Genomic DNA, 17,637 nt, shown 5'->3' with positions numbered 1-17,637 from the left:
AATATGAAGAAAAAATTACTCATTCTGAGTACTTTACTTGTGTTTTCAGTCGCCAGTTTTGCTCAGCAAAATAACTGGAAGAAATTTAATTCTAAAATCACCAGTGAAGTGCGTGAGAATAATGTAAAAGTTACAGATTATTCTCTGTTTACTTTAAATATCAACGAAATTCAAAGTAAACTTAAAAATGCACCTGACATAGATCAACAGTCTACTCGTAAAGGAATTGTGCTAAATTTTCCAAATCTTGTAGGAAATTTTGATACATATGAAATTTTTGAATCTTCGACAATGCATCCGGATCTTCAGGACAGATATTCTGAAGTAAGATCTTATGTTGGATTTAAAAAAGGAGATAAATCATCGAGTTTAAGATTTACTATTGATCCTTATTTTGGTTTCAATGGTATGGTTAGAAACAATGAGGGTATTTATTATATTGATTCTTATACAAAAGATAACCAAATCTATAAATTGTATGATAGAAAAAAAGCATCATCTTTAAATCAGTTTGAATGTCTTTTCAATGGTGATAGTGAAATGAAAGAAGCAGTTGCTGTTGCCCAAAAAACTGTTATTGACGGACTTAAAAGAAAATATAGACTTTCAATTACTACCACTATAGAATATACAGCATATATTGCAGGCCAAGCAGGTGTTGGCTCAGGAACTAATGCTCAGAAAAAAGCTGCGGTACTTGCTGCTGTCAATCTAGCAGTTACTCGCCTTAATGAGGTTTTTGAGAGAGATATGTCTATAAGATTACAATTGATATCTAATACGGATGCATTATTTTTCATCAGTACCGATACTTTTGATAACTTGAGTGCAACTCAAATGCTTAGTGAAAATATAACGGTTACAAATTCTGTTATCGGGGCAGCTAACTATGATATTGGGCATTTATTTTTTAAAGTAGATAATGCAAATAATAATAATGGCTTGGCTGCAACGCCATCAGTATGTGGAACAAGAAAAGCTGGCGGAGTTACTGGTTGTGTAGTGCCTGTGGGTGACCCTTTTGTGATTGATTTTGTAGCTCACGAAATGGGACACCAATTTGGAGCTATGCATACTCAAAATAACGGCTGTAATAGAAATGCTCCTACGTCTATAGAGCCGGGAAGTGCAAGCACTATTATGGGATATGCAGGAATTTGTGCTCCAAATGTTCAAAGTAATAGTGATGCTTATTACCACGCAGTTAGTATAAGAGAAATGTATACAACGCTTACTGGAACAGGATCACCTTCTACTTGCGGTGAAAAAACACCAATAAATAATGCGGAGCCAATTGTAAATGCAGGCTTAGATAAGAGCATTCCTAAAAGTACGCCATTTGTTTTAACAGCTTCAGCAACAGATGCTAATAATGATTCACTTACTTACACATGGGAACAAATAGATCCAGGAGCGGTAACTGCTACTGCGCCACCAACTTCTACTCTTGCGGCAGGTCCATTATTTAGATCTATTACTCCGACAACGGTCAATTATAGATATTTTCCAAAATTACCTGTAATTGTAGCCCCATCTACAGTAAGTACTTGGGAAGTTCTTCCTTCTGTTGCAAGAGACCTTAACTTTTCAGTTCTGGTAAGAGATAATAATGTATTAGGAGGACAAAATGGTCGTGATGATGTAAAGCTTACTGTTGTAAGTACAGCCGGGCCTTTCGTGGTAACCTCTCAAAATACTGCAGGGGTGGTTTGGGCTGAAGGACAGTCGCAAACAATCACCTGGAATGTAGCCAATACAACAGCGGCGCCTGTGAGTACACCTAATGTAAGTATTTTGTTATCTACTGATGGAGGTGTTACTTTTCCTCATGTCTTGATTGCGAGTACCCCTAATGACGGAAGCCATGCAATTACTGTTCCTGGAGGCTTAGGAAATAGTACTAATGCGAGAATTATGGTCAAGGCTGTAGATAATGTGTTTTTGAATGTAAATTCTCAAAACTTTACGGTGACTTCTTCTGCTGTTGTAGTACCACCTAATCCAGGAACTCCAGGAACTCCGGGAACTCCGGGAACTGCTCCTTCTCCTGTATATGATGGTTTAATGATCTATCCGGTTCCTTCGAATGATGGTATTGTTTATATTAAATTAGATTTCCCTAGACTTATACCACAAGCTCCATATCCATTTTCATATACCATTTATGCAATGGACGGTAAGCTTGTTATACCTAAGAGAAATCGTCTTTTCTTCTCTGATCATTTAGAGAAAATTGATTTAAGAGGCGTACCATCTGGAACTTACATGATTGAAGTTGAATTGATGGGTGAGAAAATTGTTAAAAAATTACTCATGCTGAATAAATAGAAATATTAATTTCAAATAAGAAACCCGTTAAGTTTAATTGCTTAACGGGTTTTTATTTTTTATAAAACTAACTTAAATTAATTTTTAAGCATTCTTAAATTCACTGATGAAATGTAGTTTCACATTCGGGAATTTTTCTTGTGTCATATGAATTGTAAACGAAGAGTCTGCCAAAAAAACTAATTGGTTATATTTATCTCTTGCTAAAAATCTCTGCTTTAATCTTGCAAATTCTTTGAATTCTTCAGATTTTTCGTCTGCTTCTACCCAACAAGCTTTGTGCATAGAAAGAGGCTCATAGGTGCATTTTGCACCATATTCGTGCTCTAAACGATATTGAATAACTTCGTACTGAAGTGCTCCAACAGTTCCGATAATCTTTCTGTTGTTCATTTCAAGTGTAAATAACTGAGCAACACCCTCGTCCATCAATTGATCAATACCTTTTGCCAATTGTTTTGCCTTTAAAGGATCATTGTTATTAATATATCTGAAATGTTCTGGAGAGAAACTAGGAATTCCTTTGAAGCTCAATTTTTCACCTCCGGTTAATGTATCTCCAATTCTGAAACTTCCTGTGTCATGAAGACCGACGATATCTCCAGGAAAACTTTCATCAACCACTTCTTTTTTATCTGCAAAAAATGCGTTCGGAGAAGAGAATTTCATTTTCTTACCTTCTCTTACCAACAAATAATTTTCGTTTCTTTTGAAAGTTCCCGAAACAATTTTCACGAAAGCAAGTCTGTCTCTATGTTTAGGATCCATATTTGCGTGAATCTTGAAAACAAATCCTGTAAAAGTATTTTCTTCAGGCTTTACCAAACGGGTATCACTTTCTTTTGGCTGTGGCATTGGTGCAATGTCGATAAAAGCATCCAACAATTCACGAACACCAAAATTATTTAAAGCTGAACCAAAGAAGACTGGCTGCAAATCTCCTTTCATATAATCTTCACGATTGAATTCAGGATAAACAGATTGTATCAAATCGAGTTCTTCTCTTAAATTTTGTGCTGGTTTTTCGCCAATAACTTCATCAATTTTAGGATCATTAATGTCATCAAACTTAATTGCATCACCTACTTTCTGTTTTTTCTCTTCTAAGAATAACTGAATATTGTTTTCCCAAATATTATAAATTCCCTGGAAATCGCTCCCCATACCAATTGGTAAAGAAAGCGGGCAAACGGTTAATCCCAATTTTTGTTCAACTTCATCCAGCAAATCGAAAGCATCTTTCCCTTCACGGTCAAGCTTATTGATGAAAACCAACATCGGGATGTTTCTCATTCTGCAAACTTTAACAAGTTTTTCGGTCTGTTCCTCAACTCCTTTTGCAACGTCAATTACAACGATTACAGAATCTACGGCTGTTAAAGTTCTATAAGTATCTTCAGCAAAATCTTTGTGACCCGGAGTATCCAAAATATTGATTTTATGATCTCTATATTCAAAAGCCAACACGGAAGTTGCTACCGAGATTCCTCTCTGCCTTTCAATTTCCATGAAATCGGAAGTGGCTCCTTTTTTTATTTTATTGGATTTTACCGCACCTGCTTCCTGAATTGCTCCTCCAAAAAGCAGTAACTTTTCTGTAAGAGTGGTTTTTCCGGCATCGGGGTGAGAGATAATTCCGAAGGTTTTTCTTTTTTCTATTTCTTTGATTAAGTCTGACATATCGTATTTTGAATTTGCAAAAATCGTGAATTTAATCGAATTCTGAAAATTACATTTTCAAGGTTGTTAAAATATGTTTTCAGATGAATGTTGATTTTGCAGATACTTTATTTTTTAGTAAAAAACATCTTTTCTTAAAAGTTTTTATTACATCAGTTTTGTTTGGAATTTAATTTTTATAATATAATGTGTGTAACAAATCTTACATGTTGTCGTTTCTAAATAGCAGCTTTACCATATGTAACAAATCTTAATTATTCTGATAATACTTTGACGGTAACTGCTTACACACCTTCAATCAATAATATTGCGCAAACTCTTGAATATTCTATTGATGGTGGTTTGTTTGGCAGGATTTTAATGTTTTCCTGGAACTTTTAAACAATACAAATTATACTGTAAGAGTAAGAATTAAAAGAACAAGAGATTGCCGACTGCAACGTATTGGTACAAATTTAATTTTGAATACAATAAGTCTAAAACTCAAATGAATCAATCGGGTTGGATCATGTTGAAAAACCGTGAGTAACTCTCAATATTAAATAAAAAAATGCCTTTCAGAATTTGAAAGGCATTTTTTGTTTATTGATTTTCTTTCCAAAGTGTGGTGAAAGAAATAAAATCTGCGACACTAAGCTCTTCAGCTCTTTTATCTAAAAATTCGTGAGTTTTTAACGCTTCAGGAATATTTAAAACTTTCAGTGCATTAGATAATTTTTTTCTTCTTTGATTAAACCCTGCTTTTACTATTTGCTTAAACAAAACTTCATTTCCGGCAAGACCTTCTTTAGGATTTCTGGTCAGTCTTATCACGCCCGATTTTACTTTCGGTGGCGGATTAAAAACATTCTCATGTACCGTGAAAAGATATTTTACATCATAGTAAGCCTGAATTAAAACAGACAAAATTCCGTAATCTTTTGTTCTTGGAACAGCGGCAGTTCTCTCTGCAACTTCTTTCTGGAACATTCCTAACATTTCAGGAATCTGCTCATAATAATCGATGATTTTAAATAAAATCTGTGACGAAATATTATAAGGGAAATTTCCGATAATTGCGATTTGTTCATTTTCTAAACCTGCAAAATCATGCTTTAGAAAATCTCCTACAAAGGTTTCTTCGGTTATTTTTTCGTAATGCTGTTTCAGGTATTCGATAGATTCTGTATCGATCTCTGCAAGATATACTTTTTGTTCTTTTTCAATAAGATATTTGGTAAGAACTCCCATTCCGGGACCTACTTCGAGTACGTTTCCGTAGTTTTCAAAGCTCAGTCCTTCTACAATTTTCCTGGCGATATTTTCGTCGGTCAAAAAGTGTTGACCGAGATGTTTTTTTGCTTTTACACTCAAAGTTTTTTATGATTTCGTTAACAATGATTTTCTCTAATTCGTCCCAAATTTCGGAAGATTTTTTCTAATTTAGCCAAAAATTTTAATATTAATGGCTAAATCTGTAGATGAGTTTAATAAGAAAAGGCTTCGATCCAGCAATATTACTGTCGTAGTAAGTATCGCATTAGTGCTGTTTTTGTTGGGATTAATGGGGCTTATTTTAATCAATGCTCAAAAATATTCCGACTATTTAAAAGAGCAGCTTGTAGTAAATGCTTATTTTGATGAAAATTACGACATCAAAGATTCTGCTAAAATTGCAAAACAAGAAGCCGTTGCTGTTGAATTAATCAGTAAAATGGAAGCGGTAAAACGTACCAAATACATTACCAAAAAAATGGCTACTGCTGAAGCTAAAAAGAGTTTGGGAATTGATACGGAAGCGCTTTTTGAAGAAGATATTTATCCTGCCTCTGTAGAAGTTTCGTTAAAAGCGGGTTATACAGATTCTATTAAAACAGCAAGTGTATTAAAAGAACTGAAGGCAGTTCCCGGAATAAAAGATGTGAAAAACGATACCGATTCTCAGAAAATATATGACAACCTGAATAAAATTTTAAAATGGATTTTAGGATTCTGTGTATTGTTCTTGGTTTTAGCGATTGTATTGATTAACAATTCAATTCGTCTGAAGGTTTTTTCAAAAAGATTTATCATCAAAACCATGCAGTTGGTGGGTGCAAAACGAAGATTTATTTTAACGCCATTCATCAAAGAAGCACTTGTTTTAGGAGTTCTTGGTGCAGTTATCGGTCTTTTAGCACTTTTCGGAGTTTGGTATTATTTTACAACAGCGATCAAAACACCTTTCGTACAAGATACGAATCAGTATATTTGGTTGGTGGTTTCTATATTTGGTGTAGGTTTATTCATCACCGTATTAAGTACAATTATTGCAACATGGAGATTCTTAAGGTCTAATGTTGACGATTTATATTATTCTTAAAAATGAGCAAAAAAACAAATAAATTTTCGGCATCAGATTTTGGTAACGAAACAAAAGTTTCCGACGAAAATACTTTTTACTTCGGTAAGCAGAATTTTAAATGGATGCTGATTGGTCTTGCGTGTATCGTAGTTGGTTTTCTTCTGATGATGGGTCCAGATGCAAATACGGTTGACGGAAAACTAGATCCCAATGTCTGGAACGACGACATTTTTTCAATCAGAAGAATCAGAATTGCTCCTCTTCTTGTGGTGACTGGTTTTGTGATTGAAGTCTACGCAATTTTAAAAAGGAAATAAAATTTTTTTACAATAAAAAGTAAGACAGTAAAAGATTTGAATATTAATTTGAATCTTTTGCTGTTTTTAATCTTTTAATATTTTTTGAATTAAACAAAAATGGATTTAATCAAAGCAATAATCATTGCCATCGTAGAAGGACTTACAGAATACTTACCCATTTCATCTACTGCTCACATGGGTTTTACCGCCAATTTGATGGGCTTAGAAGAAACCGAATTTCTAAAAATGTTTCAGGTTTCCATACAGTTTGGAGCTATTTTATCGGTAGTCGTTGCCTATTGGAAAAAGTTTTTTGACTTTAAAAACCTTAAGTTTTATTATAAATTAGGTTTTGCAGTGATTCCGGCTTTGGTTTTAGGATATATTTTTGATGATATGATTGAGGCTGTGTTGGGAAATCAGATTGCAATTTCCTCAGTTTTGGTTTTAGGTGGAGTCGTTTTATTGTTTGCTGATAAATGGTTTAAAAATCCGGTTATCAATGACGAGAAAGATATTTCAATAAAAAAAGCAGTGACCATTGGTTTTTGGCAGTGTCTTGCGATGATGCCCGGAACAAGTAGAAGTGCAGCTTCCATTATTGGAGGGATGACACAAGGTTTATCACGAAAAGCGGCGGCAGAATTTTCTTTCTTTTTGGCTGTTCCTACCATGTTGGCGGTGACGGTTTACTCTGTTTTTGTAAAAACCTGGGGTAAAACAACTGCAAACCCGATGAAAGGTTATGAGATGATTTTACAATCTCAGGATCACATTATGATTTTTATTGTTGGAAATATTGTTGCATTTATTACAGCACTTATCGCAATCAAAGCATTTATCGGAGTTTTAAACAAATATGGTTTCAAACCTTGGGGTTGGTATCGTATTTTTGTAGGAGTCGCATTGTTGATTTATTTTTATTACTTTAAATAAATTCATGAAATTTTATTTAAATTTTTTGATTGGATTATTGTTTGGTATTTCTACCATTTCCTGTTCTCCGGCTCATGTACTTTTTGTAAAAAACAATACAGACCAAGAAAAAGAAATTTTTGTTGAATTAAGTGGAAATAAATTACCAAACAATATTTTGTTCTGCAAAGAGTTGGTTAATGATGAAAATTTAGAACATAAAGCTTTTCCGAAATATTATAAAGAAGGTAAATGTTTTCACAAGCCTATTAATAGAATAAATGATAAGATTTATAAAATCAATCTTCCTGCAAAATATACGGTTAATATTGCCCCGAATAATTCGATTTATCCTTTTCAAAAAATATCTTATTCAGCTGACGGTAAAAAATGTCTTATTAGCAATCTTGAATCAAAGGATTGTGAACAAAAACTGAGTCAGCAACCTAAATTAGTTTTTATTACTGAAATTTTAAAATAATGACAGCTGAAGAATTACAGTCAGGACACATATTTTTATTAGACAAACCTTTGGATTGGACTTCTTTTCAGGCGGTCAATAAAATGAAATATAAACTCAAAAGAGAATTTGATCTTCCGAAAAAATTCAAAATTGGTCATGCCGGAACTTTAGATCCGCGTGCGACTGGATTACTGATTGTCTGTACAGGAAAATTCACAAAAAAAATCCCTGAAATACAGGATGCTCCAAAAGAATATTGGACCGAAATAAAAATAGGTGTACAAACCGAATCTTACGACACCGAAAAACCTGAAATTCTTCATCAGGATATTTCAAATGTAACCGAAGAAGATGTAAAAAATGCTTTAGACAAATTTTTAGGTGAAATAGATCAGAAACCGCCGATTTATTCTGCAATTAAAATTGATGGAGCAAGAGCGTACAATTTGGCAAGAGTAGGAGAGGAGGTTGAAATGAAATCCAGAAAAACAACCATTCATTACATCAAAGATGTTGAAATCAATTTTCCTTTGGTGAGTTTTACAGTGGGTTGTTCAAAAGGAACTTATATCAGAAGTTTAGCACACGATATCGGCCAGGAATTAGGAGTAGGAGGTTATCTTACCCAATTGAGAAGAACAAAAATCGGGGATTATAAAATTGAAGATGGAACCAGCGATTTTTTAGAAAACGAATATAGATTTGAAAATTTATGATTAAAAATTTATTATTGATCTTAGCTTTACTGTTTTCAATAACAGCATTTTCGCAAGTTGACGATTCAAAGAAGCCTAAAATGGGTTTTTATTTTAATCCTTCTCTAAATGTAGGTTTAAACTTAAAAAAAGAAAAGCAATTACCCAATAATACTCAATATATTCAGCCAGAAGCAAAACGAAAGATCAGTTATGGCATTACCGCAATTGGAGGTTACAATTTTCTTCCTAATTTTGCATTGGGAACAGGCTTGAAATATAGTTTTATAGAAGATAATTATCATTTGGTTTATTGGATGATTCAGCCCAAAATTATTTTTAATCCGGGAGATCAGCCTTTTTATATTGATCTTAATTATGGCAAACAGATAAACAATTCTGCTGTTTCAGACTCAGAATTTTGGGGAGCCAGACTTGGTATTCAGGTTTCGTATTCAAAAAGATTAAGTCAGGAAGGCGGGCTGTTTTTCGAAGGTCATAAAGTGGGAAATAATAATCCTTTTTTTATAGGACTAAGTTACGGAATCACGATTTTCAGCAACAAAAATTACACAGTAGAAGGAATAGAATAATGGAAAAAACACGTATCAATAAATATCTTTCTGAGGTTGGTTACTGCTCAAGAAGAGCGGCAGATAAGCTTTTGGAAGAAGGAAGAATAAAAATAAACGGACAAATTCCTGAACTGGGAACAAAAGTTTCAGACGAAGATGTAGTGGAAGTTGACGGAAAACCTATCCGTGAATCTCAGGAAAAGCCTATTTATATTGCTTTCAACAAACCTGTAGGAATTGTTTGTACTACCGATACAAAACGTGAAAGAGATAATATCATTGAGTATATCAATCATCCGCAGAGAATTTTCCCAATCGGAAGATTAGATAAACCAAGTGAAGGTTTGATTTTGTTGACAAGTGATGGTGATATCGTTAACAAAATATTGAGATCTAAAAACAATAACGAGAAAGAATATCTTGTAAGAGTTGATAAGCCTATCAACCCAAAGTTTTTGGAAAAAATGCGCAATGGGGTTCCAATTTTAGATACGATAACTAAGAAATGTGAGGTTGAAAAGATTGATGATATGACTTTTCGTATTGTTTTGACACAAGGTCTCAACCGTCAGATCAGAAGAATGTGCGAATTTTTAGGATATGAAGTAAAAAAGCTGAAGCGTATAAGAATCATGAATATCAAACTTGATATTCCTTTGGGAAAATGGAGAGACCTTACTCCGGAAGAATTTTCTGCTCTGAATGACTTGCTGGACGGCTCTAGCAAAACTTTTTAATAAATATAGGTAGCTAGTTTCTCTATTAATTTGCTGTAGATTATTGAATTTATCAATAAAGTCAAATATAATGGATAAATTGTTGATTTATTTGTGTTTAAATTATAGATTTGCATAGATGTATTTGGAAAATCCTTAAAGTACCTTTAAGATTTTTTGATAGTTATGAAAACACAATTTTAATTTAATACACGATGATGAAAAAAAAACTTCTAGCTAAAGTGGTGCTTTTATACCTGTTTTTTCTACAAAACATATGTGCTCAAGTAGGGATAGGTGCTATTGTTGTAGAAGATGATTTACTTCTAAAAACTTATTCTTCTAACAAAGGGGTTTTAATTCCTAATCTTAATATTCCAAATCTCAATCTAGCTTCACCAGTTACCACTACTCCTAGTCTTGGATTATTAGCATATAATAATGCTCCAGGTAAAAAAGGATTTAATTTTTGGGAAATTAATAAATGGAATGAACTTGTAGATTCTCAAAATATTTATTCAGTACTTGGTTTAACGGTCTCTTATAGCACATCAAGCTCTTCAGCAGTAGATTTGAGCACACTTTCAGGAGCATTGATGTATGCCGAAAATTCTGTACCAGGTTCAGTTTGGACAGAAATACCAGGTCTTTCTAAAGATATTACGATTACCCAGGCTAATAATACCATTTTTGTAATTACTGAAGGTATGGTTCAGGCTAATAATACTGATTTGAGTCCTGCCAGTACATACACTTATGCCATTGGTATTTTTGTAGATGGTAAACTTTCGGGTGTAAGAAACTATTCTTCCAATTATGGGCGCACATTTCAATATGATTTCTTTTCGATCAATACAGTGTTCAAAAATCTTAGTCTAGGTAGCCATACAATAAAAACGTATGTTACAATGAGAGTTAATAATTACCCTAATGCAACCAGTTGGAAATTTGGTGGTGCAGCCTCTTCTTCTGTGAATGCAGATATGTCTAAGATAAATATGTTTATCAAATTAACCGAAAAATCTTAAAACACAAATCCATGAAAAAAAATTATTTACTATTCCTCTTTTTAATATTAGGATACAATATTTACGGACAAAATGGATCGGTAGGGATTGGAACTGATGTACCAAATGAATCTGCGATTTTAGATCTCGTATCTGGAAATAAGGGTTTTATGTTGCCGAAAATTTCGCTAAACCCAAGCAATGTTTCAGATTATAGCTTTATGATTGCAAAACCTACAGAGTCTTTAATGGTGTACAATACTAATGCAGGTTTCCCAGGTGGAAAAGGTTTATATTATTGGGACGGAACAAAATGGGTTTTTTATTTTAGTTCAGCTAATATCAATTTGATTTTAGGAATTACTAAGTATTATTCTAAAATTTACAATACTGGTGTTGCTACAAGTAATTATCCGGCAGATGCCACCTCGGTCAATTCATTTGTGAATGGAAGTCTTTTGGCAAATCCTTGGGTAGAGATTACAGATCCTTCAGTATTCAGTTTTGTAATTGACAGACCTACAAATAATGCGGTTATTACTTTTACCGGAATGCTGCAATTAAATAATGCGTCATCAAGTAGCGAAAGTGTTACGTATGGTTTGGGGATTTTTGTAGATGATAAGTTAATTTCATCAAAATCAGCTACGATGAATGTAGATAATTCATGTGCGTTCCGAGAGTTTACTATAACAGGTCTTGTAAATAACCTCATCGTAGGTACCCATAATCTAAAATTTGCTGTGATGAATAGATCGAGTACAACAACGGCAACTATTAATTACGGACAAAAAGGAGCAAGTTGCAGTAACATCTCCAATGATGAAGCAAAAATAAGTGCCATAGTTTTAGTTAATCAACCATTACCTTACTAATCATGAAAAAAATATTTAATATAATTGTTTTAGCAGCGATACCTAATTTGTTTTTTTCACAAGTTGTAATTACAGATAAAGCCACACCTGCTTTGGATAATACGGCTGTCTTGAAATTAGATTCAGACAAAAAAGGATTTTTGCTTCCAAGAATTCCTTTAACTTCAAATATGGATGTTACTACAGTACAAAATCCTCAAAATGGAAATATAGTTTTTAACACCAATTCTACATCATCTTTGCCACAAACAGTAACGTATTTTGAAGTTGATCGATGGAATTCTTTATATACAAAAGAGCGGCTTCAACCCAAATTAGATGTCGTTAATATAAGTTCTGTTTCTTCTTCAGCAAGTACGATTATCACCGGTTTTAATCCTGGAGCTATCAACTTAGGATCAGGTACAGCCGGATGGACTTCTCTGGGAGTAACAGATTCAAAAGCATTTACGAGAACCAATAATTCTTTTGCCTTTACAGTTGAAGGAATGACGCAGCTTGATGCTTCTGTTAATGAATATTATGAATATGCTATCGGTATTTTTGTTGATGATGTACTTGTTGTAGTAAGAAAATACCATAAACAAAAAGAAAACTTTACTTGTTCATGGCATAAATTTATTTTGAATGGAGTTGTAAATAATTTATCTATAGGTAATCATTCAATAAAAGTTATGGCGCGAAATATATCTTCCACATCTAATTCAACAACGCAAAAAGTAGTGTACGGAGGAGCTGCGACAAGGTCTGACAATGCAACTACTTGCGACAACATGAGTAGCTTTTTAGGTAAAATATCTCTTAATACGACTGTTGTGGAATCGATTAATTAAGAAAATATGATTTTATCATAATTTGTGTTTTTTAACGGATGAGCATTATTGCTCATCTGTTTTGTTTTTAAAATAATTTTGTTTTTCCTGTTAGATTAATTGGAAATAAACATATGTGTAATTTCAAGTTTTTTTCGTACTTTTGCAGTCACTTTTTGTGGACAGGTCTGAAAAGGTAAATTATTATAAATTAATTACTTCCGTATTTTTTAAAACCACATTTATTCAGACCATTAAAAAAGAAGGAATACAAATTTTATTAGAAAATGTCAAAAGAGACAAATTCAGCAGAGGTTTTATTAAACCAAAACGTAGCACCAGAACAATTTGATTGGGATTCTTTCGAATCAGGTCTTGATGCAGATGCGAGAAAAGAAAAAAGTGATCTTGAAGAAATCTACAACGGATCTCTTAGCAGCTTAAACGATAACGACGTTATCACTGGTAAAGTTGTAAGATTAACTGACAAAGAAGCTATCGTAGACATCGACTTCAAATCTGAAGGTGTTATTTCTCTTAACGAATTCCGTTACAACCCAGGTTTAAGCGTTGGTGATGTAGTAGAAGTAATGGTTGACAGAAGAGAAGACAAAACAGGTCAGTTACAGTTATCTCACAGAAAAGCTAGAACGCTTAAAGCTTGGGATAGAGTAAATGAGCTTCACGAAACTGGAGAAATCGTTAACGGTTTTGTTAAGTCTAGAACTAAAGGAGGTATGATTGTTGACGTACACGGAATCGAAGCATTCTTACCTGGTTCTCAAATTGATGTTAAGCCAATCAAAGATTACGATCAGTTCGTAGGTAAAACTATGGAGTTCAAAGTTGTGAAAATCAACCCTGAGTTCAAAAACGTAGTTGTATCTCACAAAGCATTGATCGAAGCAGATATCGAAGGTCAGAAAAAAGAAATCATCGCTCAGCTTGAAAAAGGTCAGGTTCTTGAAGGTACTGTTAAGAATATTACTTCTTACGGTGTATTCATCGACTTAGGAGGTGTTGATGGATTGATCCACATTACAGACCTTTCTTGGTCTAGAGTGAACCACCCATCTGAAATCCTTGAGGACGGACAGACTGTAAAAGTTGTTATCCTTGATTTTGATGATGAGAAAACAAGAATCCAATTAGGTATGAAGCAATTAGAAGCTCATCCTTGGGATGCTCTTTCTGCTGACATGAAAGTTGGTGATAAAGTAAAAGGAAAAGTGGTAGTTCTTGCTGACTATGGTGCATTCGTTGAGATCGCTCCAGGTGTAGAAGGATTAATCCACGTTTCTGAAATGTCTTGGTCTACTCACTTGAGAAGCGCAGGAGATTTCGTAAAAGTAGGTGACGAAGTGGAAGCTGAAGTACTTACTCTTGATAGAGAAGACAGAAAAATCTCTTTAGGTATGAAACAATTATCTAAAGATCCATGGGAAAATATCGAAGCTAAGTATCCAGTAGGTTCTCAACACGTTGGAACTGTAAGAAACTTTACAAACTTCGGTGTATTCGTAGAATTGGAAGAAGGTATTGATGGATTAATCTATATCTCTGATCTTTCTTGGACTAAGAAAATCAAGCACCCATCTGAGTTCTGTGCAGTTGGTGATAAATTAGATGTTGTAGTTCTAGAATTAGACATCCAGGCTAGAAGATTATCTCTAGGTCACAAACAACTTCAAGAAAACCCTTGGGATAAATTTGAAACTAAATATGCTGAAGGAACTGTACATGCTGGTAAAGCTGTAGAAGTACACGATAAAGGTGCTTCTGTACAATTCGAAGATGCTGAAGTTGAAGCTTTCTGCCCATCAAGATTATTAGAGAAGGAAGACGGATCTAAAATCAAGAAAGGTGAAGATGCTCAGTTTAAAGTAATCGAATTCAACAAAGAATTCAAGAGAGTAGTAGTTTCTCACACAGGTATCTTCAGAGACGAAGAGAAAAAGAATGTGAAAGAATCTTCTTCTAGAAATGTTTCTTCTTCTTCAAACAACGAAGAAAGATCAACTCTTGGAGACATCGATGCTTTAGCAGAATTGAAAAAGAAAATGGAAGGAGGCAAATAATCCGACAATCATTTTTTATCATAAGAACCACTCGAAAGAGTGGTTTTTTATTTTAAAGATAAACGATCTGTCTCATTTCTAAGATAGCTGTTTTATTTATTACTATTAATATTCTTTCTTTTATCTTAATCTTAAACAGGATTTCATAAAATGTTGTTATTTTTATAAAATATTAATAACTAAAATCATGAATTGCATTTTTATTAATAAATTGAAGGCTGGAAATGTGAAAATTCTATTTGCGTTTTTTATTTTGTTTCCTTATTTCATATTTTCTCAGCAACAGAAGAGGTTGATATCCAATTATATTCTTACAAAACAAAGTAAGGATTTTAAAAAAGCAGATTTAAGAGATTTTGAAATCGATAATATAGATTCATCTGAATCTTTAAAAGGAGAAATTGTAAAAATTCAACAAAAATTTAAAGGTTATCCTGTTTATAATGCCGTAGGAACAGCGATCATTAAAGGTGATAAAATTGTATATTTTTCAGATTCTTTTGTGAAAAACTATATTGTTTCGACTTCAGAAACGGCAATGCTCAACAAAGAAAAAGCACTTGAGAATATTGCTGAAGCTTTAGGGAAAGCAGAAATTAAAAACTTTCAGATTCTTGAAAACTCGCTTTCAGAATCGAATCAGAAAAATTTCACGAAGCAAAGATTGATGTTTGTTGATGTGAATGATAATTTAAGACTTGCCTACGAATTCTCTTTTCAAGAACCAAATTCTACAAATTATTGGAATGCTTTAGTAGATGCCAATTCTGGCGAAATTGTTTCAAAAGACAACCTGAATTTATCCTGCAATTTTCATTCAGATGCGTATTCCGGAGAATCTATGGTTTCAAATGATGTAGAATCATCAAATCTTCAAAAAAATACTTTTCTAAAACTTGCAGATAATGCGAGTTACAATGTTTTTCCACTGCCGATAGAAGCGCCAACTTTTGGCAATCGGTCTATTGTTTCAAATCCTTGGATTTTAGCTTCTTCACCGGAAGGGTGGCATTCTACAGGAGCAACAAGTTTTACAACGACAAGAGGAAATAATGTATATGCTTACGAAGATACTGCAAATATAAACCAGCCAGGATTTTCTCCTGATGGAGGTATAAACAGAAATTTTGATTTCCCTTTTTCGATTAACGGAACTCCTGCGTTTAATAGAAGTGCTGCAATTACAAATCTATTTTATATTAATAATAAAGTACATGATATTTTTTACCAGTTCGGATTTACAGAATCTGCAAGAAATTTTCAACAGAATAATTTTGGTAAAGGAGGAAATGGAAATGATTATGTTTTGGCAGAATCTCAAGATGGAGGCTCTTTAAGCAATGCCAATTTTACAACACCTTCCGACGGAAACAGACCTGTGATGCAAATGTATATTTGGTCAACGGTCAATAGATATGTTTTTTATAATGCTCCTGTAACGGCAATTCCGAGAATTCCTCAGGCGAGTCCAGCTCAGTTTGGTTCACAGCTTAATGGAACAGGTGTTACGAGCGATGTTGTTTTAGCTGCTGTAATTAATGGCTGTTCCGCTTTACCTGCAGGATCTTTAGCCGGGAAAATAGGATTGATTGAAAGAGGAGGAGCTTCAGGCTGTACATTTGCTTCAAAAGTAAAAAATGCCCAAAATGCCGGTGCAATTGCTGCGATTATTTATAATAATCCTACGGCGACTAATTTTCCTTCTTCAATGGGCGGAACTGATGCAACAATAACGATACCTTCCGTTCTGATTACAAATGATGAAGGTGAATTTGTTAAAACACAACTCAATAATTCAGTAACGGTAAATATCACGTTAAAAAGTGATCCTGCAACCGTAATTACTCCCGATGGAAGTTTTGACAACGGAATTATTACTCATGAATACGGACACGGAATTTCAAACAGATTAACAGGAAACGGTTACACTTGTCTTTTAAAATCCGCAAGTAAAGAACAAATGGGCGAAGGTTGGTCAGATTTTTTTGCATTAATGTTGACCAATAAACCCGGTGATAATGCGAACGTTCCGAGAAGTGTGGGAACCTATGCAAGTGGACAATCTACAACCGGAACCGGATTGAGACCGGCAAAATATTCTCCCGATTTTTCTATTAATAATTATACGTATGGAAAAACAAACGGAATGGAAATCGAGGAAGATGGCGAAATCGTTCCCGATGTACACAGTATAGGATTTATTTGGGCATCAATGCTTTGGGATCTTCATTGGCAATATGCTGCGAAATATGGTTATTCCTCTGATGTTTTAGCTAACAAAAACAGTGGAAGCGCACGAGTTTTACAACTTGTAACAGATGCATTAAAACTGCAGGCTTGTAATCCTACCTTTATTGACGGACGAAATGCAATATTATCTGCAGAAATGTTGACTACTAAAGGAGAAGATCGATGTATGATCTGGAAAACTTTTGCCAAAAGAGGTTTAGGTTTAAATGCTTTGGCTGGAAATAAAATGAATATCAATGATCAGAAAGAAGATTTTTCAATTCCTAAAGATTGTACAGATGGAAACTCAAATATTGCGATAGATAAAAGCTTGATATCGATTTATCCTATTCCTGCCAAAGATGAATTCTTTATTTATTTAAAAGATTTTACCATCGGAAATCTTCATTTGCAGATTTATGATATGTCTGGAAAATTAATTATGTCAGAAAACAGATCTTCACAGGATTCAAGAATTCCTGTTTCTACAAAAGATTTTGAAAATGGAGTATATGTTGTAAAGCTACAGGGAATAGGAGTTGACATCAGTTCAAGGATAATTGTTAAGAAATAAAAACTCAAAAAAATAATCAATACCATCACCTCAGATTTTCTGGGGTGATTTTTATTTAATATAAAAAC

Annotated in this window: 15 protein-coding genes; 13 read left to right on the top strand and 2 right to left on the bottom strand. The window is 33.7% G+C overall.

Annotation, left to right across the window (positions count from 1 at the left end):
- Positions 1–3: 3 nt before the first annotated feature.
- Positions 4–2,328 carry a reprolysin-like metallopeptidase gene (locus FDY99_RS03440; RefSeq protein ID WP_139419189.1) on the top strand — a complete coding sequence of 775 codons (2,325 nt, stop codon included), beginning with the start codon at positions 4–6 and terminating at the stop codon, positions 2,326–2,328.
- Positions 2,329–2,412: 84 nt separating this feature from the next.
- Here the strand turns inward: FDY99_RS03440 and FDY99_RS03435 are convergent, their stop codons facing one another.
- Together FDY99_RS03435 and rsmA are read right to left on the bottom strand one after the other, a co-directional pair.
- Positions 2,413–4,008, bottom strand: coding sequence for a peptide chain release factor 3 (locus FDY99_RS03435; protein WP_139419187.1), 1,596 nt, complete (start codon positions 4,006–4,008; stop codon positions 2,413–2,415).
- 582 nt (positions 4,009–4,590) lie between these two features.
- On the bottom strand, positions 4,591–5,361 hold the full coding sequence (gene rsmA, locus FDY99_RS03430; protein WP_139419185.1) for a 16S rRNA (adenine(1518)-N(6)/adenine(1519)-N(6))-dimethyltransferase RsmA: 771 nt from the start codon (positions 5,359–5,361) through the stop codon (positions 4,591–4,593).
- Positions 5,362–5,452: 91 nt separating this feature from the next.
- Between rsmA and FDY99_RS03425 the strand changes: the two genes are divergently transcribed.
- The 12 genes from FDY99_RS03425 to FDY99_RS03370 all read left to right on the top strand — a co-directional run bounded on the left by FDY99_RS03425 (position 5,453) and on the right by FDY99_RS03370 (position 17,569).
- Positions 5,453–6,349 (top strand): cell division protein FtsX, encoded by an 897-nt coding sequence (locus tag FDY99_RS03425; protein WP_139419183.1) that lies wholly within the window; start codon positions 5,453–5,455, stop codon positions 6,347–6,349.
- Positions 6,350–6,351: 2 nt separating this feature from the next.
- Positions 6,352–6,648 (top strand): DUF3098 domain-containing protein, encoded by a 297-nt coding sequence (locus tag FDY99_RS03420; RefSeq protein WP_074231623.1) that lies wholly within the window; start codon positions 6,352–6,354, stop codon positions 6,646–6,648.
- Between the two features lie 99 nt (positions 6,649–6,747).
- On the top strand, positions 6,748–7,566 hold the full coding sequence (locus FDY99_RS03415; RefSeq protein WP_102979422.1) for an undecaprenyl-diphosphate phosphatase: 819 nt from the start codon (positions 6,748–6,750) through the stop codon (positions 7,564–7,566).
- A 4-nt stretch (positions 7,567–7,570) separates the two neighbouring features.
- Positions 7,571–8,026 (top strand): hypothetical protein, encoded by a 456-nt coding sequence (locus FDY99_RS03410; RefSeq protein ID WP_139419181.1) that lies wholly within the window; start codon positions 7,571–7,573, stop codon positions 8,024–8,026.
- The gene (truB, locus tag FDY99_RS03405; RefSeq protein ID WP_139419179.1) at positions 8,026–8,724 is read left to right on the top strand and encodes a tRNA pseudouridine(55) synthase TruB; all 699 of its coding nucleotides are present in this window, start codon (positions 8,026–8,028) and stop codon (positions 8,722–8,724) included. Before FDY99_RS03410 ends, truB begins: the two co-directional genes overlap by 1 nt.
- The gene (locus tag FDY99_RS03400) at positions 8,721–9,296 is read left to right on the top strand and encodes a hypothetical protein (protein WP_139419177.1); all 576 of its coding nucleotides are present in this window, start codon (positions 8,721–8,723) and stop codon (positions 9,294–9,296) included. Before truB ends, FDY99_RS03400 begins: the two co-directional genes overlap by 4 nt.
- Complete coding sequence (gene rluF, locus FDY99_RS03395; RefSeq protein WP_139419176.1) at positions 9,296–10,015, top strand: 23S rRNA pseudouridine(2604) synthase RluF; 720 nt, start codon at positions 9,296–9,298, stop codon at positions 10,013–10,015. Before FDY99_RS03400 ends, rluF begins: the two co-directional genes overlap by 1 nt.
- A gap of 221 nt (positions 10,016–10,236) precedes the next feature.
- Positions 10,237–11,022 (top strand): hypothetical protein, encoded by a 786-nt coding sequence (locus tag FDY99_RS03390; protein ID WP_139419174.1) that lies wholly within the window; start codon positions 10,237–10,239, stop codon positions 11,020–11,022.
- An 11-nt stretch (positions 11,023–11,033) separates the two neighbouring features.
- Positions 11,034–11,876: a hypothetical protein gene (locus FDY99_RS03385; RefSeq protein ID WP_139419172.1), complete on the top strand. Its 843-nt coding sequence runs from the start codon at positions 11,034–11,036 to the stop codon at positions 11,874–11,876.
- A 2-nt stretch (positions 11,877–11,878) separates the two neighbouring features.
- A complete protein-coding gene (locus FDY99_RS03380; protein ID WP_139419170.1) occupies positions 11,879–12,709 on the top strand; it encodes a hypothetical protein in 831 nt (276 codons plus the stop codon).
- Between the two features lie 266 nt (positions 12,710–12,975).
- Positions 12,976–14,766, top strand: coding sequence for a 30S ribosomal protein S1 (gene rpsA / locus FDY99_RS03375; protein WP_074231631.1), 1,791 nt, complete (start codon positions 12,976–12,978; stop codon positions 14,764–14,766).
- Between the two features lie 187 nt (positions 14,767–14,953).
- Positions 14,954–17,569 (top strand): T9SS-dependent M36 family metallopeptidase, encoded by a 2,616-nt coding sequence (locus FDY99_RS03370; protein WP_139419168.1) that lies wholly within the window; start codon positions 14,954–14,956, stop codon positions 17,567–17,569.
- Positions 17,570–17,637: the final 68 nt, after the last annotated feature.

This window comes from Chryseobacterium mulctrae, assembly GCF_006175945.1.
Lineage (GTDB): Bacteria > Bacteroidota > Bacteroidia > Flavobacteriales > Weeksellaceae > Chryseobacterium > Chryseobacterium mulctrae.
Note: the sequence above shows the minus strand (reverse complement) of the source record. Positions and strands in the feature narration are given on the sequence as shown.

Bases quoted from the DNA above. Each gene is read 5' to 3' on its own strand.
- FDY99_RS03440 (WP_139419189.1), top strand. From the start codon at position 4: ATGAAGAAAAAATTACTCATTCTGAGTACTTTACTTGTGTTTTCAGTC.
- FDY99_RS03435 (WP_139419187.1), bottom strand. From the start codon at position 4,008: ATGTCAGACTTAATCAAAGAAATAGAAAAAAGAAAAACCTTCGGAATT.
- FDY99_RS03425 (WP_139419183.1), top strand. From the start codon at position 5,453: ATGGCTAAATCTGTAGATGAGTTTAATAAGAAAAGGCTTCGATCCAGC.
- FDY99_RS03420 (WP_074231623.1), top strand. From the start codon at position 6,352: ATGAGCAAAAAAACAAATAAATTTTCGGCATCAGATTTTGGTAACGAA.
- FDY99_RS03415 (WP_102979422.1), top strand. From the start codon at position 6,748: ATGGATTTAATCAAAGCAATAATCATTGCCATCGTAGAAGGACTTACA.
- FDY99_RS03410 (WP_139419181.1), top strand. From the start codon at position 7,571: ATGAAATTTTATTTAAATTTTTTGATTGGATTATTGTTTGGTATTTCT.
- truB (WP_139419179.1), top strand. From the start codon at position 8,026: ATGACAGCTGAAGAATTACAGTCAGGACACATATTTTTATTAGACAAA.
- FDY99_RS03400 (WP_139419177.1), top strand. From the start codon at position 8,721: ATGATTAAAAATTTATTATTGATCTTAGCTTTACTGTTTTCAATAACA.
- rluF (WP_139419176.1), top strand. From the start codon at position 9,296: ATGGAAAAAACACGTATCAATAAATATCTTTCTGAGGTTGGTTACTGC.
- FDY99_RS03385 (WP_139419172.1), top strand. From the start codon at position 11,034: ATGAAAAAAAATTATTTACTATTCCTCTTTTTAATATTAGGATACAAT.
- FDY99_RS03380 (WP_139419170.1), top strand. From the start codon at position 11,879: ATGAAAAAAATATTTAATATAATTGTTTTAGCAGCGATACCTAATTTG.
- rpsA (WP_074231631.1), top strand. From the start codon at position 12,976: ATGTCAAAAGAGACAAATTCAGCAGAGGTTTTATTAAACCAAAACGTA.
- FDY99_RS03370 (WP_139419168.1), top strand. From the start codon at position 14,954: ATGAATTGCATTTTTATTAATAAATTGAAGGCTGGAAATGTGAAAATT.